The sequence below is a fragment of the Kribbella sp. CWNU-51 genome (genome assembly GCF_054073265.1).
This window is the reverse complement of sequence record NZ_JBSXMZ010000044.1, coordinates 230,660-255,653: the sequence shown is the minus strand read 5'-3', so window position 1 is coordinate 255,653 and position 24,994 is coordinate 230,660. Positions and strand designations below refer to the sequence as shown.

The window sequence follows — 24,994 nt, the reverse complement described above, 5'->3', positions numbered from 1 at the left end:
AGATGGTGCTGAATCCCCGATTTATGTCTGCTGGGTCGGCTTCAGCGGGCGCGGCTCGGTGCCCTGAGGCTCCTTCTCCGCCCGCAGCAGCGCGATCTCGGTCTCGAAGTCGTCGGCGGACTCGAACTGCCGGTAGACGCTCGCGAACCGCAGGTAGGCGACCTCGTCCAGCTCCCGCAGCGGACCGAGGATCGCGAGTCCGACCTCGTGCGCGGGCACTTCCGGCGAGCCGCTCGCCTTGAGCGCGTCCTCGACCTTCTGGCCCAGCCGGGCCAGTGCGTCCACGTCCACCGGCCGGCCCTTGCAGGCCTTGCCGACGCCGTTGATGACCTTCTCCCGGCTGAACGGCTCGGTCGCGCCGGAGCGCTTCACCACCGTCAACTGCATCTGCTCGACGGTGGTGAACCGCTTCTCGCAGACCGGGCACTGCCGCCGGCGGCGGATCGCTCCGCCGTCCTCGGCCACCCTGCTGTCGACCACTCGGGAGTCGGCGTGCCGGCAATACGGACAGTGCACGAATCACTCCTCCCGCCGGCCGCCGAGGGGGCGGTCTGTGGATCAGCCTGGGGACAACCTGTGTATGACCTGTGTGCAACCAACCACTACCTGTGGAAAATTACACCCGTGTAACCACTACATCTAGGGATCCTAGATCGCTGCTCCGACAGTTTGCAAGAACGCTCGAATCTCGCGCGCGTCTCCTTGTTTCAACACCCGCGCGACCCCGTGTACTCCCGCGTGGCGCCACCGGAACAGGCCCGCGGAGGCGCAGACTACGGTCCCGCGATCGGCTCTCCGGCCGGTAGGCAGAAGTCGAAATCGCAGCCCCGATCCGCTCCCAGAACGTGGTCGCGGAACAACCGCCGGTAACCGGTGGGCCCAGGGGTACGGCGTGGTGCGAGAGCGGCCCGGCGAGTCTCGAGCTCTTCGGGTGGGACCAGGAGGTCGAGCCGGGCCTCGGACACCGAGAGCCGGATCCGGTCGCCGGTGCGTACCAGCGCCAGCGGTCCACCGAGGGCGGCTTCCGGAGTGACGTGGAGAACGATCGTCCCGTACGCCGTACCACTCATGCGGGCGTCGGAGATGCGGACCATGTCCCGGACTCCGCTACGGGCCAGTTTGGCCGGGATGGGGAGGTAGCCGGCCTCGGGCATGCCGGCACCGAGTGGACCGGCGTTCTGCAGGACCAGGATGTCAGTCGGCTCGACGTCCAGGTCTGGGTCGTCGATCCGGGCCGCCAGGTCTTCCAGCGACGTGAAGACCACGGCCCGGCCGGTTGTCTCGAAGAGCGCCGGGTCTGCGGCAGACCGCTTGATCAGCGCGCCAGATGGCGCCAGTGACCCGCTCAACCACACCAGCCCGCCTTTCGGCCGACTCGGCGTGCTCAGCGGCCGTACGACGTCCCGGTCCACCCACGCCGGCCCGTCACCGAGCCGCTCCCCCAGCGTCTCGCCGGTCACCGTCAGCACGGACAGGTCGAGCAGGTCCCGCAGCTCATGCAGTACGGCGGGGAGTCCGCCCGACGCGTGGAGATCTTCCATGTAGTGCGCACCCGTCGGCTTCAGCTCGACCAGGACCGGCGTGGTCTCGCTCAACTCGTTCAACTCCGCCGGATCGATCCGGAGTCCGAGTCGCCCGGCCATGGCGGTGAGGTGGATCAGCGCGTTCGTGGATCCACCGATGGCGAGGAGCACCCGCAGAGCGTTGCGAATCGAGGCTGTTGTGACAATCTGGTCCGGCGTCCGGCCGGCCGTGGCAATCGACACCGCAGCGGCACCCGTCGCCTCGCCGATCCGCAAGCGGTCGGCGTGCACCGCCGGTGCGGCCGCACTGTCCGGCAACGCCATGCCGAGCGCCTCTACCAGGCAGGCCATCGTCGACGCGGTCCCCATGACCGCACAGGTCCCGGCTGTGGTCGCCAGGTTCCGCTCCACCCGACCGATCTCCTCCTCCGGCACCTCACCGGCCCGGTAGCGCGCCCAGAACCGTCGACAGTCAGTGCATGCGCCCAACCGCTCGCCCTGATACCGGCCTGTCGACATCGGGCCGGTGACGAGCTGGATCGCCGGACGACCGGCCGAGAACGCGCCCATCAGCTGCGCCGGCACGGTCTTGTCACACCCGCCGACCAGCACGACCCCGTCCATCGGCTGAGCCCGGACGAGTTCCTCGACATCCATCGCCATCAGGTTGCGGTAGACCATCGCGGTCGGTTCGAGGAAGCTCTCGCCCAGCGAGATCGTCGGGAACTCCATCGGCAGCCCGCCGGCCGCGAGGATGCCGCGGGCAACGGACTCCACCAGCTCCGGCTGTTGCCGATGGCACGGGTTGAAATCGCTGGTCGAGGTGGCGATCCCGATCACCGGCCGCTCCAGCGACTCCGGCGACCGCCCGCTCGCGTGCAGGAACGCGCGCCGCAGATACCGCGAGAACTCCGGATCCCCGTAGCTCACCAGCCCGCGGTAGATGCCGCTCATGACACGCCAGGCGTGTTCCGCAGGTGCTCGGCCAGCAGCCGCAACATGCTCTCCGGCGGTACCGCGGCCGGCGGCCGGACGGCGTCGTACGCGATCAAGCCGCGTCGGACGAGACTGTGTTTGCGCAGACCGAGCGCGATCCCGGCCTGGAACTCGAAGTTGACCAGCGGAAGGTAGTCCCGCCACACCTCGCGAGCAGCGTCGAAACCACCTTCACGGTACGCCGTCACACACGCGATCAGGCCCTCCGGGACCGAGAAGCCGGTCATCGCGCCGGCCGCGCCGGCGGCGAGCTCGTCGAGCAGGCAGGTGCCGCCGAGGCCACCGAAGATGGGTACGTCGAGTCCGGCCGCCAACTCGGCGACGGCGGGCGGGCTCGGGGACGACTCCGACTTCACCGCGACGGCGGACGGCACGTCACGTACGGCGGCGATCAGATCGGCGGTCGTGATCCGGATGCCGGTGATGATCGGGTAGTCCTGGACCACGATCGGACGTTCGGTGCGCTCGGCAACGGAATTCAAATGATTGCTCAGCGCACCGGGATCGCTGGAGTTCACTTGAACCATAAGTCCGGCGAGGCGGGAATCGACTGCCGGCAGCACATTGGCGGCCTCCGCGCACACCTCGTCGAGCTCCAGCGCGCTGATCCCGACGACGAGCGGCAGCCGGGACGACGCCGCGACGACCGTCTCCACCACCGTGCGCCGCTCGGCGGAGCTCAGCCGGGCCGCTTCGCCGAAGACGCCGAGCACGGTCAGGCCGGTCGCACCGATCGACTCGTAGTGCCGGACCTGTCGCGCCAGCGATTCCGTGTCGACGGCCGAACCGTCCTCGCTCAGCGGAGTCGCCAGCACGCCCCATACGCCGGGATCCAAAGTCATCCCGCTCCCTTCTTCAGCACGACGAGACTAAGCGCCGGTCGCGGTAGGTCCAACGGCATAGTGAAGCCGCCGTCGATCTCGACCACCACATCGTCGCTGAGTCGTTCGAGGCCTTGGCGGGCGGTGATGGCGGCGAGTTGTTCAGGCGTCGGATCCTGGGGTGCGCCGAGCTCCTGCCAGATCGTGTGACTGTTGCTGTGACTGTGGTCGATCCGGAAGTGCTGGACGGTCCACGGGCCGGAATCCAGACCGTTCACCTCGAGGTCGACGCCGGCCGTGGCCGGGTCAGCGGCGTACTGGTCGTCAGTGTGGCGCCAGACGAGAATCGTGATCTCGTCGCCGTCGGCACCGGCGATGACGTCGATCTCCTCGGGAAGACCGTTGCCTAGAGTACTGATATCGGAGATGTCCGCGGCCTGGTCCGAGGTGGCGGCCAACCGGCGGTGGCCGAGGCGGGCGAAGGCGCGGTAGGCGTTCATCAGCGGCTTCTCGACGCCGGACGCGGTGACGAAGCTCCGCGTGCCCTCGAAGTACCGCTCGCCTTCCATCGAGAAGCTCCAGGTGGTTGCCTCATGCACCTTCGCGGTGTGCTGCGCGTTGAGGTCGAGCACCTTCTTCATCAGCTTGGCCTGGAACACCGGGTAGTACTCGTTGTTGCGGTAGGCGAAGTTCGCGTTGTCGTAGATCCCCCAGTGCGCCGGGACCGATGCGTCGCACTCGTCCACGATCACCGGCTGCCCGGCGTACTGCGGGAACTCCTCGATGACGGCCAGCGCGCGGTCGATCTCGCGGAGCATCTTCGGGGTGGACGGCGACTGCTGTACCGGCGCCGGGGCGCCGATCGGGCCGTACGTGCGCCACGGAGTGAAGTGCGAGCCCTTGGTGTGGAAGGACACGAAGTCGACGGGCAGGTCGCGGTCGGCACAGGCCTGGAGGAAGCCGCGCAGGAAGACCGCGCCCTCATCCCCACCGGTGACCGCGGGCCCACCGACCTTGGCCGATGGATACACACCACGGATCGCCTTGACCGTCACGTCGTACAGCTCGTGGAACTGTTCCGGCGTACCGCGCCAGTAGGAGATGTCGGGCTCGTTCCACAGTTCCCAGAGCCAGTGCTGGACCTCGTCGGCGCCGTACCGCTCCAGAGCGTGTTCGACCAGTGCCGCGACCAGTCCGCCCCACTTGGCGTAGTCCTTGGGCGGATAGGACCACCAGCCGGCCTCATAGGCGCTGTACTGACTCGGGCTGCCCTCGAAGGTGAAGTCCGTCTTCGCCTCCTCTGGTACGAGCGCTAGCGGGCTGAACGCGAGTTCGACCAGCGGATGATGGCCGGCGTCGACGATCGCGTCGTACGTCAGGTCGGCGATGGTGAAGTCGTAGTACGGCTTGCCGTCCGCGTCCTCGTGGTAGACGTTGCCGCTACCCCAGTGCGGCAGACCGAGCCCCGTGCCGCTGTTGAAGATGTTGTGCGGCCGGACGTGGTACGGCGTCTCCGCGAAACCACCGATGGTCCGCAGGGTCCGGCGTCCCTGCGGCGTGTAGGTCCAGTTGATCTCGTCGTACCCGAGGCTCGCCCATGGGCGGTCCAGTACGCCGAGGTCCTGCGCCGCGTCGACGGTGACGCGTGCCTGGCGGATTGGTGTGGCCTCGGGGTCGGAGGGGGTGTAGGCGAGTCGCTGCACTGCGCTGGGCGAGGCGTTCTGAGTCATATCGGCCTTTCGGTCCGGTGCTGCTCATGGCACGAGCGCTGTATCGATAAACAGCTCCGAGCCAGCCTACAAGCGCGGCGCGCTCACCTCGAAGGTGATCTCGACTGTCGATCCCGCGACGGTCGCCGTCACGGTGTGCTGCCCAGCCGTCAGCAGGACCGGGTCGATCAAGGCGCCATTGGCGACCGGGACGCCGTCGAGCGTGATCGCGATGGGCTCGGGCGAATTGTTGCCGACGGCAACTCGTAGGCGCTGGCCCGGCTCGATCCGCTCCCCCGCCGCCGGGCTCAGGATCGTCGCGGCCGGTTTGAGCCGCTGGCCGAACGCCGCGTTCCAGCCGGCCAGCTCGGCCGGGCGGTTGGTGATGATGCCGTCGACACCGGCTCGCTCCAGCGCGTTCCAGCTGGCCGGATTGTCGACAGTCCAAATGTTGACCGCGACCCCGGCCGCGTGCAGGCCGGCGACGATGTCCGGCCGGAGCCCGAACGCGGCCTCCGACGGGTTGTACGCCGACAACTCGAGATCCTTCGCGATCGCCGGCGGATCCGGATCGAGCGTGGATCGCAGCAGACCGAGCGGCAGTTCGGGAGCGAACTCGCGGACCCAGCGCAGGTGCTGCGGCTCGAAGCTCTGCACGAACACCCGCTGGCTCATCCCGCGACCGTGGATCTCGTCGACAATCCGCTCGACCGATTCGCGCGGGTGCACGCCCTTGATCTCGAGCAGCAGACTGCCACCACGCTCCCTGAACCCGTCAAGCTGCGATACCAGCGTCGGCACCCGCAGACCGGCGTACCCGGGCGCGAACCACGACCCCGCATCCAACTCGGCCACCTGAGCCGCCGTCAGCGACCGGATCGCTCCGGTCCCGTCCGTGGTCCGGTCGACGGTCTCGTCGTGCAGGACCACCGGTACGCCGTCCTTCGTCGGCTGTACGTCGTTCTCGATCCACTCGACCCCCGCGCGGCGAGCGACCTCGTCGGACGCGGCCGTGTTCTCCGGCGCCGCCGAGGAACCACCGCGGTGTGCCCAGATGCGCAGCGGCGCACCGGGCTCGCGAACGAACGACTCCCGCACGGGCCGCGCGACGGTCAGGGTCACAGGCATCGACCGTAGAAAGGCGACGCGAACACCGCTCAAGCCAGTGATGAACTGCCCGCCAACTCCGGATGTAACCCGGCATGCGTGAGGATGGCGCCATGAAGCCGGTGATTCTCGACGTCGACACAGGACTGGACGACGCCTGTGCCCTCCTACTGGCCGCTCGGCACCCCGAGCTCGACCTCAAGGCCGTGACCTGCGCCGGCGGCAACGTCGGATTGGACGACGTGGTGATCAACACGCTGACCGTGCTGGAGGCTGCCGGGCGGCCCGACGTTCCGGTCGCTCGTGGTGCCGCGTTGCCGCTGCTCCAGCCGGTGCGGGCCGCTCCGCATGTCCACGGCGTCGACGGGCTCGGCGATCTCGACTGGCCGCGATCCACCCGTACGACGGATTCCCGGCATGCGGTCGAGTTGCTGCGCGACGTACTGGGGGACGCCGCGACGACCGGCGACCTGGTGACGCTCGTTCCGTTGGCACCGATGACGAACATCGCGCTCTTGCTGCGCACCTACCCCGAAGCGGCTGCGGGACTCCGCGAGATCGTGTTCATGGGCGGCGCGGCCGGGATCGGGAACGCGACCGCGTCGGCGGAGTTCAACATCTGGACCGACCCGGAGGCGGCCGCGATCGTGCTCAGTGCGGCCGGGGAGCTCGGCGTACCGGTGACGATGTACGGGCTGGATGTCTTCTACGACGTCGTGATCTCGCTGGACCAGGCGCGCGGGTTGGGCGGATCGCCGTCGGCGGAGCTGGCGCGGAAGCTGATCGAGAGGCGGAGCGAGCTCTACAACTCCGACGGGGCCAGCATCGGGGACGGCGGCGCAGTGTGTGCGGTGATCGATCCGTCCGGGCTGACGACTCAGCGCTTCCCGCTGCGAGTGGAGCTGGCGGGGAGCTGGTCCCGGGGTCGCACGATCGTCGACACGCGGGACTGGTCCGCGGATCTCTCTGGCGATCCCCACGGGCCGTCGTCGACCGCCGTACAGGTCGCGACCGCGGTCGACGGTGCTCGCTATGCCCAGTTGTGGCTGGACACGGTCAAGTAGCCAACTCCTGCAGGCGGGCGCGCACGCCGTCCAGGAAGAGATCGAGGCCATCGCTGAAGAGATCCATGGAGCCTGGGGACTCGGCGACCACGGCAGCCAACGTCCAGCGGGCGCTCACCTCGAAGATGTGGCGCGCCTGAGACTCGGGTACGCCGAGGTCGACGAGCGACTGGATCTGCGCGCGCACCAACTCAGCGCGTGAGCCTTCGCCTTGGTCGCGGTCAGGAGTGGCCTTCGACTGGATCAGGCCGGCCAGGCCGGGGTGTTCGGCGTAGAACGCTCGCAGCTCGAGCGCCCCGGCCTTGGTGACCGCGATCCACTCGTCGACGCTGCCGAGTTCGACGTACGCCGTTTTGTCCGCGGTGAACTGGTCGAACGCGTTCCGGGCGACCAGGTCGAGGAGCTCGGACTTGTTGTGGACGTGGTGATACAGCGACGGGGCGCGGACCTGCAGGCGCTCGGCCACAGTGCGCATCGTGAGACCGTCGACGCCACTGGCGCGGATGACAGCCAGTGCAGCGTCGGCGATCGCGGCAGTCGAGATCCCGGCCGCGGCATGGGAGGACGGATCGCGTCTGGTCACTAAACCTCGTTGTCGACTCTCGAGCTCGGCAGCTATTGTCTAACGACATTAGACAGCCTACTCGAGGATGGCTCCGTGCCTGGACTACGCCCCACCTACCCGCTGCGAACCGAGCGACTCGACCTGAGGCCGCATCGGATGGACGACCTCGACGATCTGTTCGCGTTCCATTCGCGACCTGAGGTGGTGCGCTACACGCCCTGGCCGGTCCGGGATCGCGAAGAGACCCGCGTCGCCCTCGAGAAGAAGCTGAGCCAGGGCGAGTTGACCGAACCGGGCCAGTGGCTGGTGCTCGCGATCGAGCTCCGCGAGACCGGGACCGTGATCGGTGAGGTGCTGCTGAAGTGGGCCAGCGAGACCGATCGCCAGGGCGAGATCGGCTTCGCCCTGCACACCGACTACCAGGGCAAGGGGCTCGCGGCCGATGCTGCGCGCGAGGTGCTGCGAGTTGGATTCGAGGATCTTGGGTTGCACCGGATCGTCGCGATCCTGGATGACCGCAACACCGCGTCCGCCGGCCTGCTGGAACGCCTCGGGATGCGCCGGGAGGCGCACCACATCCACGCGCTCGTCTTCAAGGGCGAATGGGCCAACGAGTACGTCTACGCCCTGCTCGAGGACGACTGGCGCGCTGCCCGGGCCTGAGGTTCCCAGCGAAGTTGTTTACTGGGATCGGGGGCCGCGATGGGCATCGACAACCAGATCTACGACCGGTTGGGCGGCGGCTGGTGGGACGAGGCCAACCCGCTGAACACGCTGAACGGCAGTTTCACGCCTGGGCGGTTCGCCTACTTCCGCGGCGTACTCCGTCGGACCGGACGCGATCCAGCCGGCCTGCGAACGGTCGACATCGGGTGCGGGGGCGGATTCCTGGCCGAGGCGTTCGCGCAACTGGGGTGCCGGGTCGTCGGCCTGGATCCGTCGGAGGTCTCGGTCCGGACTGCGCGCGAGCATGCGAAGTCGTCGGGATTGGGCGTCGGGTACGCCGTGGCCGCGGGTGAGCGGCTGCCGTTGGCCGACGCGAGTGTTGATCTCGCGTACTGCTGTGACGTGCTCGAACACGTGTCGGACCTGGAACGGGTGGTCGGCGAGACGGCGCGCGTGCTCAAGCCCGGTGGTCTCTACCTGTTCGACACCATCAACCGGACCCGCACGTCGAAACTGCTGGCCGTCAAACTGCTGCAGGACTGGCGACTGACGCGAGTCGTCGACACCGAACTGCACTCCTGGGCGCTGTTCATCAAGCCGGCGGAGCTCGAGGAGATCCTGCACCGGCACGGCCTACGCCTCGACGAGATCACCGGACTCGGGCCGCGGGCGAGCAAAGCCTCGCTGCTGTGGAACTTCACCCGCGCCCGCCGCGGTCGGATCACCTTCGGCCGGCTCAGCCGGCTGATGGACGTCGGCCAGGTGAAGGGCACCGCCGTGTCCTACATGGGCTGCGCCACCAAGACGGTCTGATCAGCGCGCGATCGGGATCTGGAGCGTCTGGCCGGGAACGACGTCGGCCGGGCTGGCGAGCTTGTTGAGGTCGGCGATCTTCTCGACGACGGTGGCCGGGTCCTGGGTCGGGTTGGTGTCCTGGGCGATGGACCAGAGGGTCTGGCCGGGGGCCACCTGGACGGAGACCGTGTGGGAGAAGTCCGGGCCCGGGACGAGGACTCCGCTGACGCGCAGGCCGAGGACGACGATCGCCGATCCGAAGACGACGACGGAGATGGCGGTCAGCAGCATCCGGCCGCGGCGGGTGAGCCGCAGAGCAGGCGCCTCAGCCTCGGCGACCGCGTGACGCCGGACCCGAGTGGACCCAGGGTTGGCGCGACGCACGTCGCCGGCCCGGCGGCCGAGGACCTCACCGGAGCAGGCACGGACCGGCAGCGGCTCGGTGCTGGTGCCGGCGATCCTGGGGCGACGGCGCGGGGTCCCGCTCGGGGACGGCGCGGCCTCAGGCGCCTGGCGGCCCACCAGTGCATCTGCCGCGAGAGCCGTTGTGCTCATCGGATCCTCCAGACCTCGTCCAGACCACGTCTTGGGCTGTCGATCTCTGTCTACCGGTCCCCTCCGACAGTTTCCGGAAACCGACCGGCCCGAACACTTGTTCGATCGAACGCCTGTACGAATGATTAACCGACAGGCGCCCGTCGCGCAACCACTTCCAACCACGACACGCCCGGTAAATTCCCACCACCCCGGCCGCCTCGCCCGCGGCTTATAACCCGACACACGAACAGACGTGCGAACCGACACGCCTTCGAACAGATGTTTGAAGAATCTCAGGATTCGGTCTACGGTCGTGTCAGTCGAGCAAGCTTTGGCCGGTGTGCGACCGCCGGCCCGACCAGAGGAGCAATCACCGATGGCCAGGACGCCGAGCGGTTCCAGCAAGGACGAGCGCCGCGCCGCGGGGGCCGGTCAACCGGCGGACCGGACCGTGGCCGAGCTGCCCGACGGCCCGGCCGACGCGACCGGTCTGACGCCGCGCCAGCGCCGCGTGCTGGACGTCATCCGGGACTCGGTGGACAGCCGCGGCTATCCGCCGTCGATGCGCGAGATCGGCGAGCGGGTCGGCCTGACCAGCTCGTCGTCGGTGTCCCACCAACTACGCGTGCTGGAGCAGAAGGGCCTGCTCCGCCGCGACCCCAACCGGCCACGGGCGATCGAGGTCCGCTACCCGGGCGAGGTCGACGCCGCGGCCCGGCGGACGGCGCTCGGTTCGGTGCGGCAGACGACGTACGACGAGACCGGGGCCGGCGACGCGCATCCGGACGCCGCCTACGTGCCGGTCGTCGGCCGGATCGCCGCCGGTGGGCCGATCCTGGCCGAGCAGGAGATCGAAGAGGTCTTCCCTTTGCCCAAGGCAATGGTCGGCGAGGGCACGCTGTTCATGCTGCGGGTCAAGGGTGAGTCGATGATCGAGGCGGCGATCTGTGACGGCGACTGGGTGGTCGTCCGGCAGCAGCCGACCGCGGAGAACGGTGACATCGTGGCCGCGATGATCGACGGCGAGGCCACCGTGAAGACGTTCAAGAAGACCAAGACCGAGATCCTGCTGCTACCACACAACCCCGCCTTCGAGCCGATCGACGGCAAGGACGCGATCATTCTCGGAAAGGTCGTAACAGTTCTGCGCCGAGTCTGACATGTCAGACGCCGCGCGAAGTCGGGCGTGTCGTGTCAGCATTGAGTCATGACGACTGTCTATGACTTCAGCGCCGTGCGGATCGAAGGCAATGAACAGTCTCTTGCCGATTTCCGCGACCAGGTGCTCCTGGTGGTGAACACGGCCTCGCAGTGCAGCCAGACCCCGCAGTACTCCGGCCTGCAGAAGCTCTACAAGAAATACCGCAGGCAGGGCTTCTCGGTGCTTGGCTTCCCCTGCGACCAGTTCGGCCACCAGGAGCCCGGTGACGAGAAGGAGATCGCGAACTTCTGCTCGACGATCTATCACGTCACGTTCCCCATGTTCGCCAAGATCGATGTGAACGGGTCGAAGACGCTTCCGCTGTACAACTGGCTGAAGCGTGAGCAAGGCGGCCTGCTCGGCGGACGGATCAAGTGGAACTTCACCAAGTTCCTGATCGGCCGAGACGGCGGGGTGATCGCGCGCTACGCGCCGACTCACTCGCCGGAGAAACTGGCCGACAAGATCGAGGCTGCGCTGGAGATTCCGGCGCCGTCCCGGGAAGCGAACGACTGACCTACGGATGCGGCCTCGAGGGATTCGTGGCCACATGCAACAGTCGTTTGCGTGAAGAGCACCGGAGTTCCTCTCGGCATTGGCTGAAAATCGCCGTTTTCTGCGACACCTGAACAGCTGCCGTCTCAGCGCAGCAGGTTTCTCTCCGCATTCCGAACATTTCGGCTCGGTGCCCGCATGTTCTGGCGGCCGGGGCTTTCCGCTGCTTGCACGTGAACATTCCACGCACTTGCACACTCGATGCTTCATCAACCCTGCCCGGACACCCGCCGAACAACCCCAGAAGACCCCGACGTGCCGGGTGCCGCGGGCGCCGGGTGCCGCGGGCGCCGGGTGCCGCGGGCGCCGGGTGCCGCGGGCGCCGGGTGCCGCGGGCGCCGGCTGGCACAAGCGCCGGGGTGACGCGGGTGCCGGGTGCCGCGGAAGGCCCGCTGCCCGGGATGCCGGGTGCTCGACACGCTGCTCAGCTTCCGTCGGCCGGGGCCTCGGACAAGTCATGGGGTCCTCGGACATGGCACAACCTGTCCCAGGTCCCCAGATGGTGAGCAAGGTCCCGGTTCGAGGTCGCCCGGGGGTGTGCGGGTCCGGGAGGGTGCCCGGTGCCAACCCGGTGGGTTTGCCCGGCGCCCGGTGCCAACCCGGTGGTCGGGGGCCCGCGCCCAGCGCGGGGAGCCGCGGGTGCCGGCTGCCGCGGAAGGCCTGCTACCCGGGGTGCCGGGTCCTCGAGACGCTGCTCAGCTTCCTTCGGCCGGGGCCTCGGACAAGTCATCGGGTCCTTGGACATCGCACAACCTGTCCCAGGTCCCCAGATCGTGTGCAAGGTCCCGGTCCGAGGTCGCCCGAGGGGTGTGCGGGTCCGGGAGTGGTGTCGGGCCGGCGTGCGGCTGGGTGTCGGCCTGATTCGAGTGCGGCGTGGGATGGAGTGGGGCGGACTCGCGGGGACGGGCTCAGACGAGGACCGCTTCGGGGTTGATGTCCAAGCGGAGGCCCCGCCACACGGGATGACGGAGGCGGGCGTCGGCGGCCCAGCCGGAGTAGGTGACTTCAGCAACCAGCACCGGGTCGAGCCAGTGGGCGCGACGGCGGTCGGGTCCGGGGATCGTGGCAGGGTCGAAGGGTGGGCGGTCGATCTCCAGGCCGGCCAACTCGGCGGACAGCATGTCCAGGGTGGCGAAGTCGAGACCCGAGCCGACCTTGCCGATCAGGACCAGGTCGCCGCCCGGTTCGGCGTACGCGCCGCAGTAGAACGAGCCGATCTTGCCCTCGCGGTTGCCCTCTCCCGGATGCCAGCCACAGAGGATCACATCGCGCGTCTGCACCGGCTTGACCTTGATCCAGTCGCTGCTGCGGCGGCCGGCCAGGTACCGGGACTTCCGGCGCTTCGCCACCACTCCCTCGAGCCCGGTCGACGCCGACAACTCCAGCGCCGCCTCCCCGTCGTCATACGCGGGCGGTGTCTCCCAGAACGGGTCGCCGATCTCCAACGAGTCCAGCAGTCCACGGCGATCGTCGTACGTTGCCTCTAGCAACCACTTGCCGTCGAGGCGAAGGACGTCGAAGAGCCGCACCGAGACCGGGACCTCGGTGATCAGGTGACGCAGGTGGCGCGGATCGCGGACGTGCATCCGGCGCTGCAGCAGGCCGAACGAGGGTGCGCCGTTCTCGTCCAGGGTGACGATCTCGCCGTCCAGTACGGCGGGCAGCCGCAAACCCGGCGCCTCGGCCAGCCCGATCAGCTCGGGGTAGCCGCCGGACACGTCCCGGCTGTTCCGCGACCAGAGTCGGCAGACACCGGCATCCACCTCGGCGATGACGCGGATGCCGTCCCACTTCATCTCGTACGACCAGCCCGCGCCCGACGGCATCTCCCCCAGCGCCGCCATCATCGGCAGCACCGGCGGACCGGTCACGGGGCTCACGTCGATTGCAATCGCTTCAGGGCGCCGAGCACTTTCTCACGATCGGCGGTCGGCCACATCGGGGGCAAGGAGGCGCGCAGGAAGGCGCCGTACCGCTGGGTGACGATGCGGGGGTCCAGGATCGCGACCACCCCGCGGTCGGAGCTGCGACGGATCAGCCGGCCGGTCCCCTGCGCGAGGAGCAGCGCGGCGTGGGTCGCGGCGACGGCCATGAACCCGTTCCCGCCGGCTTCGTCGACGGCGCGCTGGCGGGCGGCCATCAGCGGCTCGTCCGGACGCGGGAACGGGACCCGGTCGATGATCACCAGGTTGCAGGTCGAGCCCGGTACGTCGATGCCCTGCCAGAGCGACAGGGTGCCGAACAGTGACGTCTCCGGGTCGTCGACGAACTCGCGGGCCAGCTCGCCCAGCTGCGCGTCACCCTGACAGAGCACCTTCAGGTCGGTCGCCTCGCGGACCGCAGCCGTCGCCGCCTCGGCAGCCCGCCGGGACGAGAACAGGCCGAGCGTCCGGCCGCCCGCGGCGGTGACCAGATCGATGATCTCGTCGAACTGCTTCTGGCCCAGTCCGTCGCGATGGGGCGGCGGCAGGTGCTTGGCGACGTACAGGATCGCCTGCTTCTCGTACTCGAACGGCGAACCGACGTCGAGACCACGCCACGGGAGCGGGCCGGTCTCGGAATCCGAGTCGACCTCTGGCATCTCGTCGTCGTCCTCGAGCTTGTCGGCCGGGCGGAGACCGACCTGGCGGGCGATCGCGTCGAAGTCGCCGCCCAGCGACAGCGTCGCCGAGGTAAGAACGGCGGTGCGGTCCTTGAGCACCAGCTCGCGGAGGAGACCCGCGACCGTGAGCGGGGCGATCCGAAGCTCGCGGCCGAAGCGGTCGCGGTCGGTCATCCAGACGACGTCGAGGTCGCTCAGCGCGGCGACGCGTTCGGAGACGTCGAAGATCTCCTTGACCGCGCCCTTGGCCTGCCGCTTGGCGCCGTCGGGATCGTCGTCCTTGTCGTCGGACTTCTTGTTCAGGTCGGAGTACAGCCCGCGGGCCGCATCGCGGACGAGGGCGGCGGCCTCGAGCACGGGACCGTTCGACGCCTCGATGCGGCCTTCGCGGGTGCCGTCGAGGGCGGCGCGGAGAGCGTCGGAGGCGTCGATCAGGTCGTCGGCCTTGTCGTCGTCGACGAAGCGGCGGGAGCGCTTGGCGGCGCGCTCGACCATCTGCGGCGAGAGCTCGTCACCCGCGGCGCCGGTGACCCGGGCCGGCAGCTCGTGGGCCTCGTCGACGATGACGACGTCGTGCTCGGGCAGGACGGTGCGGTTCTCGAACGCGTCGATCGAGAGCAGCGCGTGATTCGTGATGACGATGTCGGCCTTGCGGGCCTGCTCCTTGGCCTTCTCCGCGAAGCACTCCTCGCCGTACGGGCACTTCTGCGCCCCGAGGCACTCGCGGGCGGCAATGGCGACTTGCTGCCAGGCCTGGTACTGATGCGAGGGTGCGTGGTCGCGGTCGCCGGCCTCGCCGTCGAGCAGCTGCTGCTCGGCCCAGTCGCGGAGCTCGAGCACCTGCTGGCCGACCTGCCCGGGCGGTGGGACGTCGATGAGCATGCCGTCGTCGTCCGGCGCGCCTTCGCGGATGCGGTGCAGGCAGGCGTAGTTGTTGCGGCCCTTCTGGATCGCGTACGACGGTCTGCGCGGGAGAAGCTTCTCCGTCGCGTCGAGGAGGGCCGGGACGTCGCGGTCGACGAGCTGGGACTGGAGCGCGAGAGTCGCGGTCGAAACCACGACGCGGCGGTCCTCGATCGCATGCAGGAGCGCCGGGACGAGGTAGCCGAGGGACTTACCCGTGCCGGTGCCCGCCTGGACGAGAAGGTGGGAGCCGTCGTGCATAGAGGTGTTGACGGCCTCGGCCATCTCCACCTGACCAGGTCGTGTCTGACCGTTGATTCCGGAGACAGCGGCTTCGAGCAGTTCGCGTACGTCAACACCCACCGCCACACCCTAGCCCGCAAGACCGACACATTTCCGGTCCGCCGCCCCTCCTGTGGACAACCCACCCCCACCACCTCCCGCTCCCGCAACCACCCGCCGCACCCCACCCCCCGAGTCGTGGATCACGGTGAGGCTCACCGCCGAACCATCGACCAGAACCCACGACTCGGCTGGGGGTAGGCCGGCGCGGCGCGCGCGGCGACGTTGTGCACCGGCCAACCATCGAACGGGGGCGGACGGTTGGCCGGTGCACAAAGTGGCAACGCCCCGGGGGGCTGCGGCTGGTCGGAGGCCGGCTCGTCAGCCACCCGGACGACCGCCGCCAGCGACCCATCCGCGGCGCGCATCCACACAACCGACCACACGTGGCGACCCTGTGCACCGGTCAACCACCGAACCGGGCCGCCGACGGTCGGTCCATGCACAAAGTGGCAGCGCCCCGGGGGGTGCGGTCGGTCGGAGGCCGACTCGTCAGCCATCCCGGACGACCGCCGCCAGCGACCCATCCGCGGCGCGCAGCCACACAACCGACCACACGTGGCGACCCTGTGCACCGGTCAACCATCGAACCGGGCCGCGGACGGTTGGCCGGTGCACAAAGTGGAAGAGCGGCCGGGTGGGTGAGGGGTGGTGGAGGCGCCGGCAGTGCAGCTGGTTGCATGCATACCGGCGGGGCGCGATCGCGGCAACGAGCCGGGAAGGGCGGTGGTGGAGCGCGAAGCGAGGTGGTGGCGGGCGCGGCGAGGTGGTGGAGCGCGAAGCGAGGTGGTGGCGGGCGCGGCGAGGTGGTGGAGGGCGAAGCGAGGTGGTGGCGGGCGCGGCGAGGTGGCGGCGGCCGCGGCGAGGTGGTGGAGGGCGGGGCGAGGTGGTGGGGGGCGGGGTTAGACCACGGCGCCGCGGTCGGGTTGGGCGTCGCGGGCGACCTGGGGGCGCTTCGGGCGGGGCGGCGGTGCCGGGTAGCGGCGTTCGAGCTCGAGCAGGAGCGGCGCCGCGGTCAGGTTCGACGAGTAGGTGCCGACGAGGATGCCGAGGAGCAGTGCGAGGGCGAAGTCCGCCAGCGAGTCGCCGCCCAGGAAGAGCAGCGCGCTCAGGATGAAGAGTGTCGAGATGCCGGTGTTGATGGTGCGTGGCAGGACGTTGACGATCGCGGTGTCGATGATGCTGGCGAGGTTGTCCGTCGAGCGGGCGTTGCGGGTCTCGCGGATGCGGTCGAAGACCACGACGGAGTCGTTCACGGTGTAGCCGATGATCGTCAGGACCGCGGCCAGGAAGATGCCGTCGATCGGCTTCCCGGTCCAGGCGAAGACGCCGATCACGACCGCGACGTTCTGCACGAGTGCGAGGACGGCGCCGGCGCCGAAGGTCCAGCGGAATCGGGCAGCCAGATAGAGCAACTGGGCCAGCAGCGCGATGCCGAGCGCGATCAGGCCCTTGTTCCGCAGTTCGTCACCCAGCGATGGGCCGATGCTCTCGTTGCGGACCAGTTCGGTGCCGCCGCCGATCCGGGAGATGGACTCGCGGATCTTCTCCGCCTCGTCGTCGCTGATCGTCCCGGTCCGCACGGTGATGTCGTCGGTGCCCGACGCCTGCACCACCGCACTCGGGTAGCCGGCCTCCGCCACCGCGGCCCGGGCCTGGTCCGGCGTGATCCGCTGGGCCGTGCTCACCTCGAGCAGCCGCCCACCGGTGAACTCGATGCCGAGGTTCAGCCCGCGCACCGCAACCCCCGCGACGGCAACCACGATTGCCACCGCCGTGATCAGCAACCACCGCCGGCTGTGCTTCATCAACGACGGCCGCCGCGACTCCAGCCAGGTCCGAACCCGGCCGTGCCCCGCGATCCCGCTCAGCCCAGGGTGCCGCAGTACGAAACCTCGCGAGACGGCGAACTCGGCCAGCACCCGGGTGACGACCAGCGCGGACAGCATCGAAGCCACCACGCCGATGCTCAACGTGACACCGAAGCCACGGACCGGGCCGGCGGCCAGGAAGAAGAGCAGTCCGGCGGCGAGCAGGGTGGTGATGTTCGAGTCGGCGATCGCGGACAGCGCGTTCTGGAAGCCGCTGCGCAGCGACCGGCGCAGGCCGTCGGTGCGGCCGGAGGTGTAGTCCTCGCGGGCTCGCTCGAAGACGAGCACGTTCGCATCGACCGCCATCCCGATCGCCAGCACGAAGCCGGCCAGACCGGGCAAAGTGAGCGTGGCTCCGAGTGCGGTCAGGGCCGCGTACGACATCCCGGCGTACCCGACCAAGCCGAGGACCGCCATCAGGCCGACCAGGCGGTAGACGATCACGATGAACAAGGCGGTCAGGGCGAGCCCGATGATCGCGGCCAGTGCGCTGGCCTGGATCGCGTCCTGACCCAGCGACGGGCCGACCGTGCGCTGGTCGATGACCTCGACCGGCACTGGCAGCGCGCCGCCGGAGATCAGCGCGGCCAGGTCCTTGGCGTCGGCCTCGGCGAACGAGCCGGAGATCGTCGTGGTCCCGCCGGCGATGCCGAGGTTGCAGAGCTGGTTGCCACCGTTCGGATCGACCTGCGGTGCGCTGATGATCTCGTTGTCGAGCACGATCGCGATCAGGCGCTGCGGCGTGTTGACCGGCTGGCAGGCGGCTTTGCCGGTGATGTTCGCCCAGATCTTGCCGCCGTCGCCCTTGAACTTCATCTCGACGAACCAGCCCTGGGCGACCTGCTGCGGATCGAGCACCCCCTCGGCCCCGCTGACCAGCTCGCCCGTCATCGCCGGCTTGGCCAGCCGCAGGAAGCCTTGCCCGGTGTCACTGGGCAGGTAGACCTCACCCGCTGCCGGTTTGGCCGGCTTCGCGGCGACCTGGTCGAGCACCTCGTGGAACGTCAGCTGCGCGGTCTTGCCGATCACCTTCGCCGCCTCGCGCGGGTCCTGCACGCCGGGCAGTTCGACGATGATCCGGTTCTCGCCCTGGCGGGTCACGTTCGGCTCGCTGACGCCGAGGGCGTCGATCCGCCGGTGCAGCACCTGGGTCGCCTTGTCGGTGGTCTCCTTGGTCGCCTTGACCGTCGGCGAGTCCTTGGCCTCCAGCACGATCTGCGTGCCGCCGCGCAGGTCGAGGCCGAGTTGCGGCCGGGCCGTCAGGACGACGTACGTCGATGCCGCGAGAACGAAGAACGCAAGCAGCGCGCGGATGAGGGACGACCGGTTCACTACAGCCTCCGGAGCTGGGCACCCATAGTGCGGGTGTCGTGACAGAGAGCATCCACCGAGGGTGGAACGCATAGTGTACGAAGCCATTCAAGCGGTACGGCGAACAATCGCACAAGCGACCAGGTCGCGACTGTAACCAGCGCCCAGGTCTATTCGGGTGTGTCCAACCCGTGTTCGATCGCGTAGCGGACCAGCTCGGCCCGGTTGTGCAGCTGCAGCTTCCGGAGCGTGTTCTGCACGTGGTTCTCCACCGTCCGGTGCGAGAGCACGAGCCGGGTGGCGATCTGCCGGGCGGTCAGCCCGCGCGCGACCAGCCGGAGCACCTCCGTCTCCCGGTCGGTCAGCTTCGGCACCTCGGGCCCAGCAGCCCCGAGCCGGCGGTACTCCCCCAGCAACAGCCCGGCCAGGCCGGCGCTGAAGATCGCATCGCCCTCGGCAGTACGCCGTACCGCGTCGTCGAACTCGTCCAGCGACGCCGACTTCACCAGATACCCCGACGCGCCGTTCTTCACCGCCGCCAGTACGTCGTCCTGCTCGGCGCTGGCGGACAACACCAGTACTCGCGTGTCCGGCAAGGCCGTCGTGATCTCCCGGGTCGCGTCGACACCGGAACCGTCGCCGAGCTGCAGGTCCATCACCACCACGTCCGGCCGGGTCGCCAGTGCGACCTTCACCGCGCCTGACACGTCCGACGCCGTCGCGCAGACGTCGTACCCGCGGCTCCCCAGATCGCGCGCCACCCCCTCACGCCACATCGGATGGTCGTCGACGATCATGACCCTGGTCATGGGGCCTCCCGCCCTGGACTGAGGAGTGCAGAGAGCGCAGCGACGAGGGAAGGGCGGGAGGCGAAGCCCCAAGACCCCCGCGCCGGAGGCGCGGAATTCAACACAGTCATGCCGTCACCACCTTCAATTCCCACTCGGTTCCCTCGCCAGGCCCGGTCCGGACCGTGACGGTGCCGCCCAGGTCTGTGATCCGGCCGCGGATCGACTGGCTCACGCCGAGGTGCCCGTCGACCCGGGCCTGCTCGAGCCGGGCCGGCGTCGTACCGATCCCATCGTCGCGGATCGACACCACCACCGCGTCGGCGAGGTCCTCGATCACCACCCAGGCACGGGCCTCGGGGCCGGCGTGCTTGGTCACGTTGCTCAGCGCTTCCTTGACCGCGGCAACCAGTTCGTCCGCGGTTGCGGCCGGCAACAACACCTGCCCGGCCGGTACGACGACGTCCACCCGCGGCGTGGCCAGCAGCAGGAGCAATCCGCACAGGTCGACGCGGTCGCCCTCGGCAACGGCCGGCCGGGTCGACATCAAGGTGCGCAGGGCAACTTCCTGTTCGGCGGCCAGCGCGGCCAGTTCGAGCGCCTCGCCGCCGATCGCCGTACCGCGGCGCTGGACCTGGGCCAGCACCTGCATGACACCGTCATGGATGGACCGGCTGAGCCGCAGCCGCTCGGCGGTCGCGCTCTCGGTGGCGATCGCCTTCCGCAGCCGTGCTCCCGCCTGCCGCAAGGTGGAGGCGGCGTACCCGACAACCAGGCCCGCGACCAGCAGCAGCTGCACGTTGGCGAGGATGCTCGCGGCATTGTCGACACCGCGCAGCGAGAGCAGCGCGAGACTGATCGTGGCCGCACCGAGCAGGCCGCCGTCCCGGCCGCGGGAGATCGCCAGTGCGAGCACCGGCCCGGCCGCCCAGACCGAGGTCAGTACGGAGGCTCCGGCCCGTATGTCGACCAGCGGCTGCGCCCACAAGGTCGCGTACATGCAGCCGACGGTGACGATCAGGTCGGCGAACGCGAGCCGGGTGTTCCGCCGTCCCCAGCGCCGGCTGTAGCCGATCGAGGAGATCACCGTCCAGACGCCCATCACCGCCAGCAGGAGCAGCGCGCCGGACGGCCGGACGATCCCGTCCCAGCGGGTCCAGACGCCGAAGCAGGCGAACGCCCAGGTGATCACGCGGAACACGACGAGCGCACGCCACAGGGGCTGCAGCAGGTCGACCGTCTCGCGCTCCACTAGCACAGTCTGCCAACTCCGGGGGCTGCCGCGGGTGAGGCGTCGTACGCGGGCGCTTGAGTAGTTCCACCGATGACGCAGGATTCCCCGCAGCTTTGGCGAAATTCCGGCAATCTACTTCAGCTCTGCCGATTTTCCCCGTACTCTCGCGCAAAACACGCTCGGGGGAGCAACTGACTACGCCGCGTCACCATACGCGGCGGGCATCGACCAAGCATGGAGGGGAATCGTGCGCAAGCTACCCGCCGGGCTATTCAGCCTGGCATTGGCGGCAACGGCCGGGCTCGGGTGGGCCTCGGCCAGCGATGCCGCCACACCGCCCCGGGAGATGGGCGCCGCGCCGGTCGCGAGTGAGGCGGCACCCGCGCCGGACGAACTGTCCAGCCCGCAGGAGGACAAGCGCCGCGAACTGCGGCAGGAGGCCCTGACCAAGGTGCTGAACGGCACCGCCAAGGTCGAGCAGCGCGACGGCAGCACCGTCGTCAACCTCGGCAGCAAGCAGGTCGGCGCGAAGGGTGTGAAGAACGCCAAGGGCCGGGTCGACCAGTACGTCGAGCTGAGCCGGGAGAAGACCGACAAGATCTTCGTCGTGCTGGCCGAGTTCGGCAACGAGCGGCACCCGAGCTACCCGGACAAGGACCAGAACGCCGCCATCCCCGGCCCGGCCACCTTCGAGGGCCCGCTGCACAACGCGATCCCCGCGCCGGACCGGTCGGTGGACAACTCGACCGTCTGGCAGCCGAACTACGACCAGAAGCACTTCCAGGACCTGTACTTCGGCAACGGCAACTCGGTGAAGGAGTACTACGAGAAGCAGTCGTCCGGCCGGTACAGCGTCGACGGCGAGGTCACCGACTGGGTCAAGGTCAGGTACAACGAGGCCCGCTACGGCCGGTCGAACGGGTTCCCGTGTGCCGGCAACGTCTGCAACAACACCTGGTTCCTGATCCAGGACGCGGTCAACCAGTGGGTCGCCGACCAGAAGGCGGCCGGCCGGACCACCGCGCAGATCACCGCGGACCTGAAGACGTTCGACCAGTGGGACCGCTACGACTACGACGGCGACGGCAACTTCAACGAGCCGGACGGCTACATCGACCACTTCCAGATCGTCCACGCCGGCGGCGACCAGGCCGACGGCGACCCGCAGCAGGGCGAGGACGCGATCTGGTCGCACCGCTGGTACGCCAACTTCCCCGGCGGCCCAGTGAACCAGCCGAACCGCGGCGGCGCCCAGATCGGCGACACCGGCCTGTACGTCGGCGACTACACGATCCAGCCGGAGAACGGCGGGATCAGCGTCTTCGCCCACGAGTATGGCCACGACCTCGGTCTGCCGGACGAGTACGACACCTCTGGCGCGCCGGTCGAGAACGGCGTGAACTGGTGGACGATCATGGCGCAGAGCCGGGTCAGCAGTGCCACCGACGGCGGCCTCGGCGAGCAGGCGGCCGACTTCAACGCGTGGGACAAGCTGCAGCTCGGCTGGCTGGACTACGAGATCGTCGCGGCTGGCCAGAACCGGACCGTCGAGCTCGGCCCGCACGAGTACAACACCAAGAAGGCCCAGAGCCTGGTGGTGACACTGCCGAAGAAGCCGCTGGTGCACGACTTGGTGCCACCGGCGGCCGGCACCAAGTCATGGTGGAGTGGTGAAGGCAACAACTTCACCCACACGATGAACCGTCAGGTCACGCTGCCGGCCGGCCAGCCCGCCAGCCTCACCTTCCAGGCGAACTGGGACATCGAGGACTGTGGCGCGGAGGCCTGTGACTACGCCTACGTCGAGGTGAACGACGGCACCGGCTACAAGCCGATCGCCGGCAACATCACCAAGGCGGCCGAGGGCAACGGCATCGACGGCACCAGCACCGGCTGGCAGCCGGCCACCTTCGACCTGTCGGCCTACGCCGGCAAGACGATCGGCCTGCAGTTCCGCTACACCACCGACCCCGCGGCCGGCGGCAAGGGCTTCTTCGCCGACGAGATCAAGGTGACCTCGGGCACGACCGCGGTGGTCACGTCCGGTGCCGAGACCTCGCCCGACGGCTGGACGCTGAACGGCTTCAGCGCGGCCGGCGCGAGCTTCACCACCCTGCACGACAACTACTACATGGCGTCGCACATCAACTACGTCGACCACGACCAGTACCTGCAGACCGGCCCGTACAACTTCGGTTGGGCGAGCACGCTGCCGGACAAGGTCGAGCACTTCCCGTACCAGGACGGTCTGCTGCTCTGGTACTGGGACACCTCGCAGGAGGACAACAACACCAACGAACACCCCGGTCAGGGTCTGATTCTGCCGATCGACAGCCACCCGGTCCCGATCAACCGCCTCGACGGCCAGATCTGGCGGCCGCGGGTCGCCGGGTACGACGCCCCGTTCGGTCTGGAGAAGGCAGACTCGTTCACCCTGCACGTGAATGGGCAGGCGAGCTACATCCGCGGCCAGAACGCTGTCTCCACCTTCAACGACAGCTTGCAGTACTGGTACCCGGAGCAGCCGCAGGCCGGCGTCAAGGTGCCGAACAACGGCGTCAACATCAAGGTCCTCTCGCGCAACGGCACGACCATGAAGGTCCAGGTCTCCAAGCGCAAGTGATGCCTTGAGCAACTGAACGGCAACGGCGGCCCGGGTCGGAAGACCCGGGCCGCCGCGCCGTCAGGCGGTCAGCGGCTTGCCGAAGATCTTCTCCACCGAGGCTTCGTACCCGAAGCCCATCACGACGGCGACCCAGAAGGTGATCTCCGTGTCCGGCTTGGCCGCCCGGAACGCCGCGAGTACGGCGAACGCGCTGACCAGGCACAGCGCCACGAGGGCGCCGTACACCTTCACCCACTTGGGCACCTCGACGGCCTTGGTCGAGAACTCCTCGGTGACGTACCCCTTCAGGATCGGGTACACCACCGCCACGAAGACCCCCAGAGCAATGCCGAGATAGTCGGCCACGTCCCCTCCCCGCTCTCAATCGTCGACCGGCAGGGTCCGGTCCGCCGGAATCTCGAAGCACTGCTGCCACCGCGGCCCGGTACCGTCCGGCGCGAACCCGTCCAGAAGCAGGGAGAACGCCGCGTCGGTTCGATCGGCCGCCTCGTAGCAGGACGGCTCGGAGTAACCGAACGCCACGTACAGCTCGTAGTTCGGTACGCTGCCGACAAGGTTCTCCGCGATCGCCTGCACTTCACCGGGATCACGCCACTCGCCGGGATCGGTCAGGATGGCGACCGGCCGTACCGACACGTCGACGAAGTCCCCACCACGGTGAGCGAACTGGGTGATCCGGCCACCCGGACCGGTCGCCGGCACTCCCTCGATCCGGGTCGCCGCCTCCCGGCGGACGAACGGCGGCGGCCTCGGAGGAGGCTCGTCTCCACCGAACTCGACTTCGCGGGGCAGGTCTGTCACGTCGACGTAGCCGAGGGCCGCCGACCACAACTGATCCGGCTCGCCGAACAGCCGGACGGTACCGGACCTGCGCTGGACCTCACCGTTCAGGCCGAGCTCCGCCAGAATCTGCTCCGCCACCTCGTGCTGCCGCCTGACCGGGGCGAACTCGATGCTCGGTGGCACCGCCACGAACCGGTTCTGTTGCGCCTCGGCCCAGTCACCGACGGCACTGAGCCCCACCATGAGCCATGCCATCTCACGGCTCCGTCCGCACGGTCGGAACGGTGTTGGCCCGCGGACCGTACAAGGACCCGATGGACATGGTGTCCAGCACGTCCTGCGCGTCGGCATCGCTGTCGCCGAACGCGATGGCGACCGGCTCCTCGTTGGTGCTGGTGCTGTTGTGGATCGCGGTGAACCACGCCTCCTTGATCGACTGATTCGGACTGGCGATCAACTCGTCGGCGAATCCGGTACCCCTTGCAGCCGCCTTGCGGGAGCCCGAGGCTTTGGTCGAGAAGCCCAGTACGAGGCGGAGCCCCTGCCCCAGCAGAGCAGTCTCCCAGTCCTGCTTCCAGTTCGGAACCTGGACGTCGGCCAGCTCGCAGCAGTCGAAGACCACCACCGTTGGGCCGGTGTCGCCGAAGCCGCCACCGAACAACGGCCAGTCACCGGCGTGCAGGGCGACCTCGAAGCCGCTCGCACCGGTCAGGCCGTGGCTGGAGAGGTACAGGATGTCGACCTGTTGCGCTCGACCCTGCGGATCGAAACAGCTAGTCACCAACTGTTCGTCGCTACCGAGCCACTTCGCTCGGTCACCGGCCTCGATCATGGCCTGCAGGAACAGCGACGGCGGTTTGTAGGCGTACCGAAGTCGCGGATAGAACTGATACGGCTTGCGCTGGAAATAGGTCGCCCAAGCGACACCCACCCTGACCGCCATCCCCCACCCCCAATTCGGAGGATGACACAGCGTGAGGGCGTCGCCAAGAGTT

At 68.8% G+C, this 24,994-nt stretch carries 21 protein-coding genes; 6 read left to right on the top strand and 15 right to left on the bottom strand.

The window, feature by feature from the left end:
* Positions 1-21 precede the first annotated feature (21 nt).
* The 5 genes from nrdR to ACXC9Q_RS35505 form a co-directional block, all read right to left on the bottom strand.
* On the bottom strand, positions 22-516 hold the full coding sequence (gene nrdR / locus ACXC9Q_RS35525; RefSeq protein WP_328519537.1) for a transcriptional regulator NrdR: 495 nt from the start codon (positions 514-516) through the stop codon (positions 22-24).
* 257 nt (positions 517-773) lie between these two features.
* The gene (locus ACXC9Q_RS35520; RefSeq protein ID WP_457061021.1) at positions 774-2,477 is read right to left on the bottom strand and encodes a dihydroxy-acid dehydratase; all 1,704 of its coding nucleotides are present in this window, start codon (positions 2,475-2,477) and stop codon (positions 774-776) included.
* A complete protein-coding gene (locus tag ACXC9Q_RS35515; RefSeq protein ID WP_457061020.1) occupies positions 2,474-3,361 on the bottom strand; it encodes a dihydrodipicolinate synthase family protein in 888 nt (295 codons plus the stop codon). The genes ACXC9Q_RS35520 and ACXC9Q_RS35515 overlap by 4 nt, the downstream gene beginning before the upstream one ends.
* Entirely contained in the window at positions 3,358-5,070 is a 1,713-nt protein-coding gene (locus ACXC9Q_RS35510; protein ID WP_457061019.1) for a GH39 family glycosyl hydrolase, read from the bottom strand. Before ACXC9Q_RS35510 ends, ACXC9Q_RS35515 begins: the two co-directional genes overlap by 4 nt.
* Positions 5,071-5,136: 66 nt before the next feature.
* Positions 5,137-6,171, bottom strand: coding sequence for a glycerophosphodiester phosphodiesterase (locus ACXC9Q_RS35505; RefSeq protein ID WP_457061018.1), 1,035 nt, complete (start codon positions 6,169-6,171; stop codon positions 5,137-5,139).
* 98 nt (positions 6,172-6,269) lie between these two features.
* On the opposite strand from ACXC9Q_RS35505, the gene ACXC9Q_RS35500 reads away from it, so the two are divergent.
* The gene (locus ACXC9Q_RS35500; protein ID WP_457061017.1) at positions 6,270-7,220 is read left to right on the top strand and encodes a nucleoside hydrolase; all 951 of its coding nucleotides are present in this window, start codon (positions 6,270-6,272) and stop codon (positions 7,218-7,220) included.
* On the opposite strand, the gene ACXC9Q_RS35495 is transcribed toward ACXC9Q_RS35500, so the two are convergent.
* Positions 7,213-7,803, bottom strand: a complete 591-nt coding sequence (locus ACXC9Q_RS35495) for a TetR/AcrR family transcriptional regulator (protein WP_457061016.1) — start codon at positions 7,801-7,803, stop codon at positions 7,213-7,215. The genes ACXC9Q_RS35500 and ACXC9Q_RS35495 overlap by 8 nt on opposite strands.
* A 75-nt stretch (positions 7,804-7,878) precedes the next feature.
* Between ACXC9Q_RS35495 and ACXC9Q_RS35490 the strand changes: the two genes are divergently transcribed.
* Together ACXC9Q_RS35490 and ubiG are read left to right on the top strand one after the other, a co-directional pair.
* Positions 7,879-8,448, top strand: coding sequence for a GNAT family N-acetyltransferase (locus ACXC9Q_RS35490; RefSeq protein ID WP_457061015.1), 570 nt, complete (start codon positions 7,879-7,881; stop codon positions 8,446-8,448).
* Between the two features lie 39 nt (positions 8,449-8,487).
* Positions 8,488-9,264 carry a bifunctional 2-polyprenyl-6-hydroxyphenol methylase/3-demethylubiquinol 3-O-methyltransferase UbiG gene (gene ubiG, locus ACXC9Q_RS35485; RefSeq protein WP_457061014.1) on the top strand — a complete coding sequence of 259 codons (777 nt, stop codon included), beginning with the start codon at positions 8,488-8,490 and terminating at the stop codon, positions 9,262-9,264.
* On the opposite strand, the gene ACXC9Q_RS35480 is transcribed toward ubiG, so the two are convergent.
* Positions 9,265-9,801 carry a LysM peptidoglycan-binding domain-containing protein gene (locus ACXC9Q_RS35480; protein WP_457061013.1) on the bottom strand — a complete coding sequence of 179 codons (537 nt, stop codon included), beginning with the start codon at positions 9,799-9,801 and terminating at the stop codon, positions 9,265-9,267.
* A gap of 358 nt (positions 9,802-10,159) precedes the next feature.
* Here ACXC9Q_RS35480 and lexA point away from each other — a divergent pair, with 358 nt between their 5' ends.
* Positions 10,160-10,942, top strand: a complete 783-nt coding sequence (gene lexA / locus ACXC9Q_RS35475) for a transcriptional repressor LexA (protein ID WP_328519528.1) — start codon at positions 10,160-10,162, stop codon at positions 10,940-10,942.
* A gap of 48 nt (positions 10,943-10,990) precedes the next feature.
* The gene (locus ACXC9Q_RS35470) at positions 10,991-11,500 is read left to right on the top strand and encodes a glutathione peroxidase (protein ID WP_328519527.1); all 510 of its coding nucleotides are present in this window, start codon (positions 10,991-10,993) and stop codon (positions 11,498-11,500) included.
* Positions 11,501-12,447: 947 nt separating this feature from the next.
* On the opposite strand, the gene ligD is transcribed toward ACXC9Q_RS35470, so the two are convergent.
* The 5 genes from ligD to macS form a co-directional block, all read right to left on the bottom strand.
* Complete coding sequence (ligD, locus tag ACXC9Q_RS35465) at positions 12,448-13,410, bottom strand: non-homologous end-joining DNA ligase (protein WP_457061012.1); 963 nt, start codon at positions 13,408-13,410, stop codon at positions 12,448-12,450.
* Between the two features lie 5 nt (positions 13,411-13,415).
* On the bottom strand, positions 13,416-15,413 hold the full coding sequence (locus tag ACXC9Q_RS35460) for an ATP-dependent DNA helicase (protein WP_329479419.1): 1,998 nt from the start codon (positions 15,411-15,413) through the stop codon (positions 13,416-13,418).
* 875 nt (positions 15,414-16,288) lie between these two features.
* Entirely contained in the window at positions 16,289-18,589 is a 2,301-nt protein-coding gene (gene secD, locus ACXC9Q_RS35455) for a protein translocase subunit SecD (RefSeq protein ID WP_457061011.1), read from the bottom strand.
* A gap of 149 nt (positions 18,590-18,738) precedes the next feature.
* Entirely contained in the window at positions 18,739-19,377 is a 639-nt protein-coding gene (locus ACXC9Q_RS35450; protein ID WP_457061010.1) for a response regulator, read from the bottom strand.
* Positions 19,378-19,483: 106 nt separating this feature from the next.
* Positions 19,484-20,608 carry a MacS family sensor histidine kinase gene (gene macS / locus ACXC9Q_RS35445; RefSeq protein ID WP_457061009.1) on the bottom strand — a complete coding sequence of 375 codons (1,125 nt, stop codon included), beginning with the start codon at positions 20,606-20,608 and terminating at the stop codon, positions 19,484-19,486.
* A 229-nt stretch (positions 20,609-20,837) separates the two neighbouring features.
* On the opposite strand from macS, the gene ACXC9Q_RS35440 reads away from it, so the two are divergent.
* Positions 20,838-23,213, top strand: coding sequence for an immune inhibitor A domain-containing protein (locus ACXC9Q_RS35440; protein WP_457061008.1), 2,376 nt, complete (start codon positions 20,838-20,840; stop codon positions 23,211-23,213).
* Between the two features lie 60 nt (positions 23,214-23,273).
* On the opposite strand, the gene ACXC9Q_RS35435 is transcribed toward ACXC9Q_RS35440, so the two are convergent.
* The 3 genes from ACXC9Q_RS35435 to ACXC9Q_RS35425 are packed head-to-tail and all read right to left on the bottom strand — an operon-like array spanning position 23,274 to position 24,942.
* Complete coding sequence (locus tag ACXC9Q_RS35435) at positions 23,274-23,561, bottom strand: hypothetical protein (protein ID WP_457061007.1); 288 nt, start codon at positions 23,559-23,561, stop codon at positions 23,274-23,276.
* Positions 23,562-23,576: 15 nt separating this feature from the next.
* Positions 23,577-24,254: a hypothetical protein gene (locus ACXC9Q_RS35430; RefSeq protein WP_457061006.1), complete on the bottom strand. Its 678-nt coding sequence runs from the start codon at positions 24,252-24,254 to the stop codon at positions 23,577-23,579.
* 1 nt (position 24,255) lies between these two features.
* Complete coding sequence (locus ACXC9Q_RS35425) at positions 24,256-24,942, bottom strand: DUF6345 domain-containing protein (RefSeq protein ID WP_457061005.1); 687 nt, start codon at positions 24,940-24,942, stop codon at positions 24,256-24,258.
* Between the last annotated feature and the right edge of the window lie 52 nt (positions 24,943-24,994).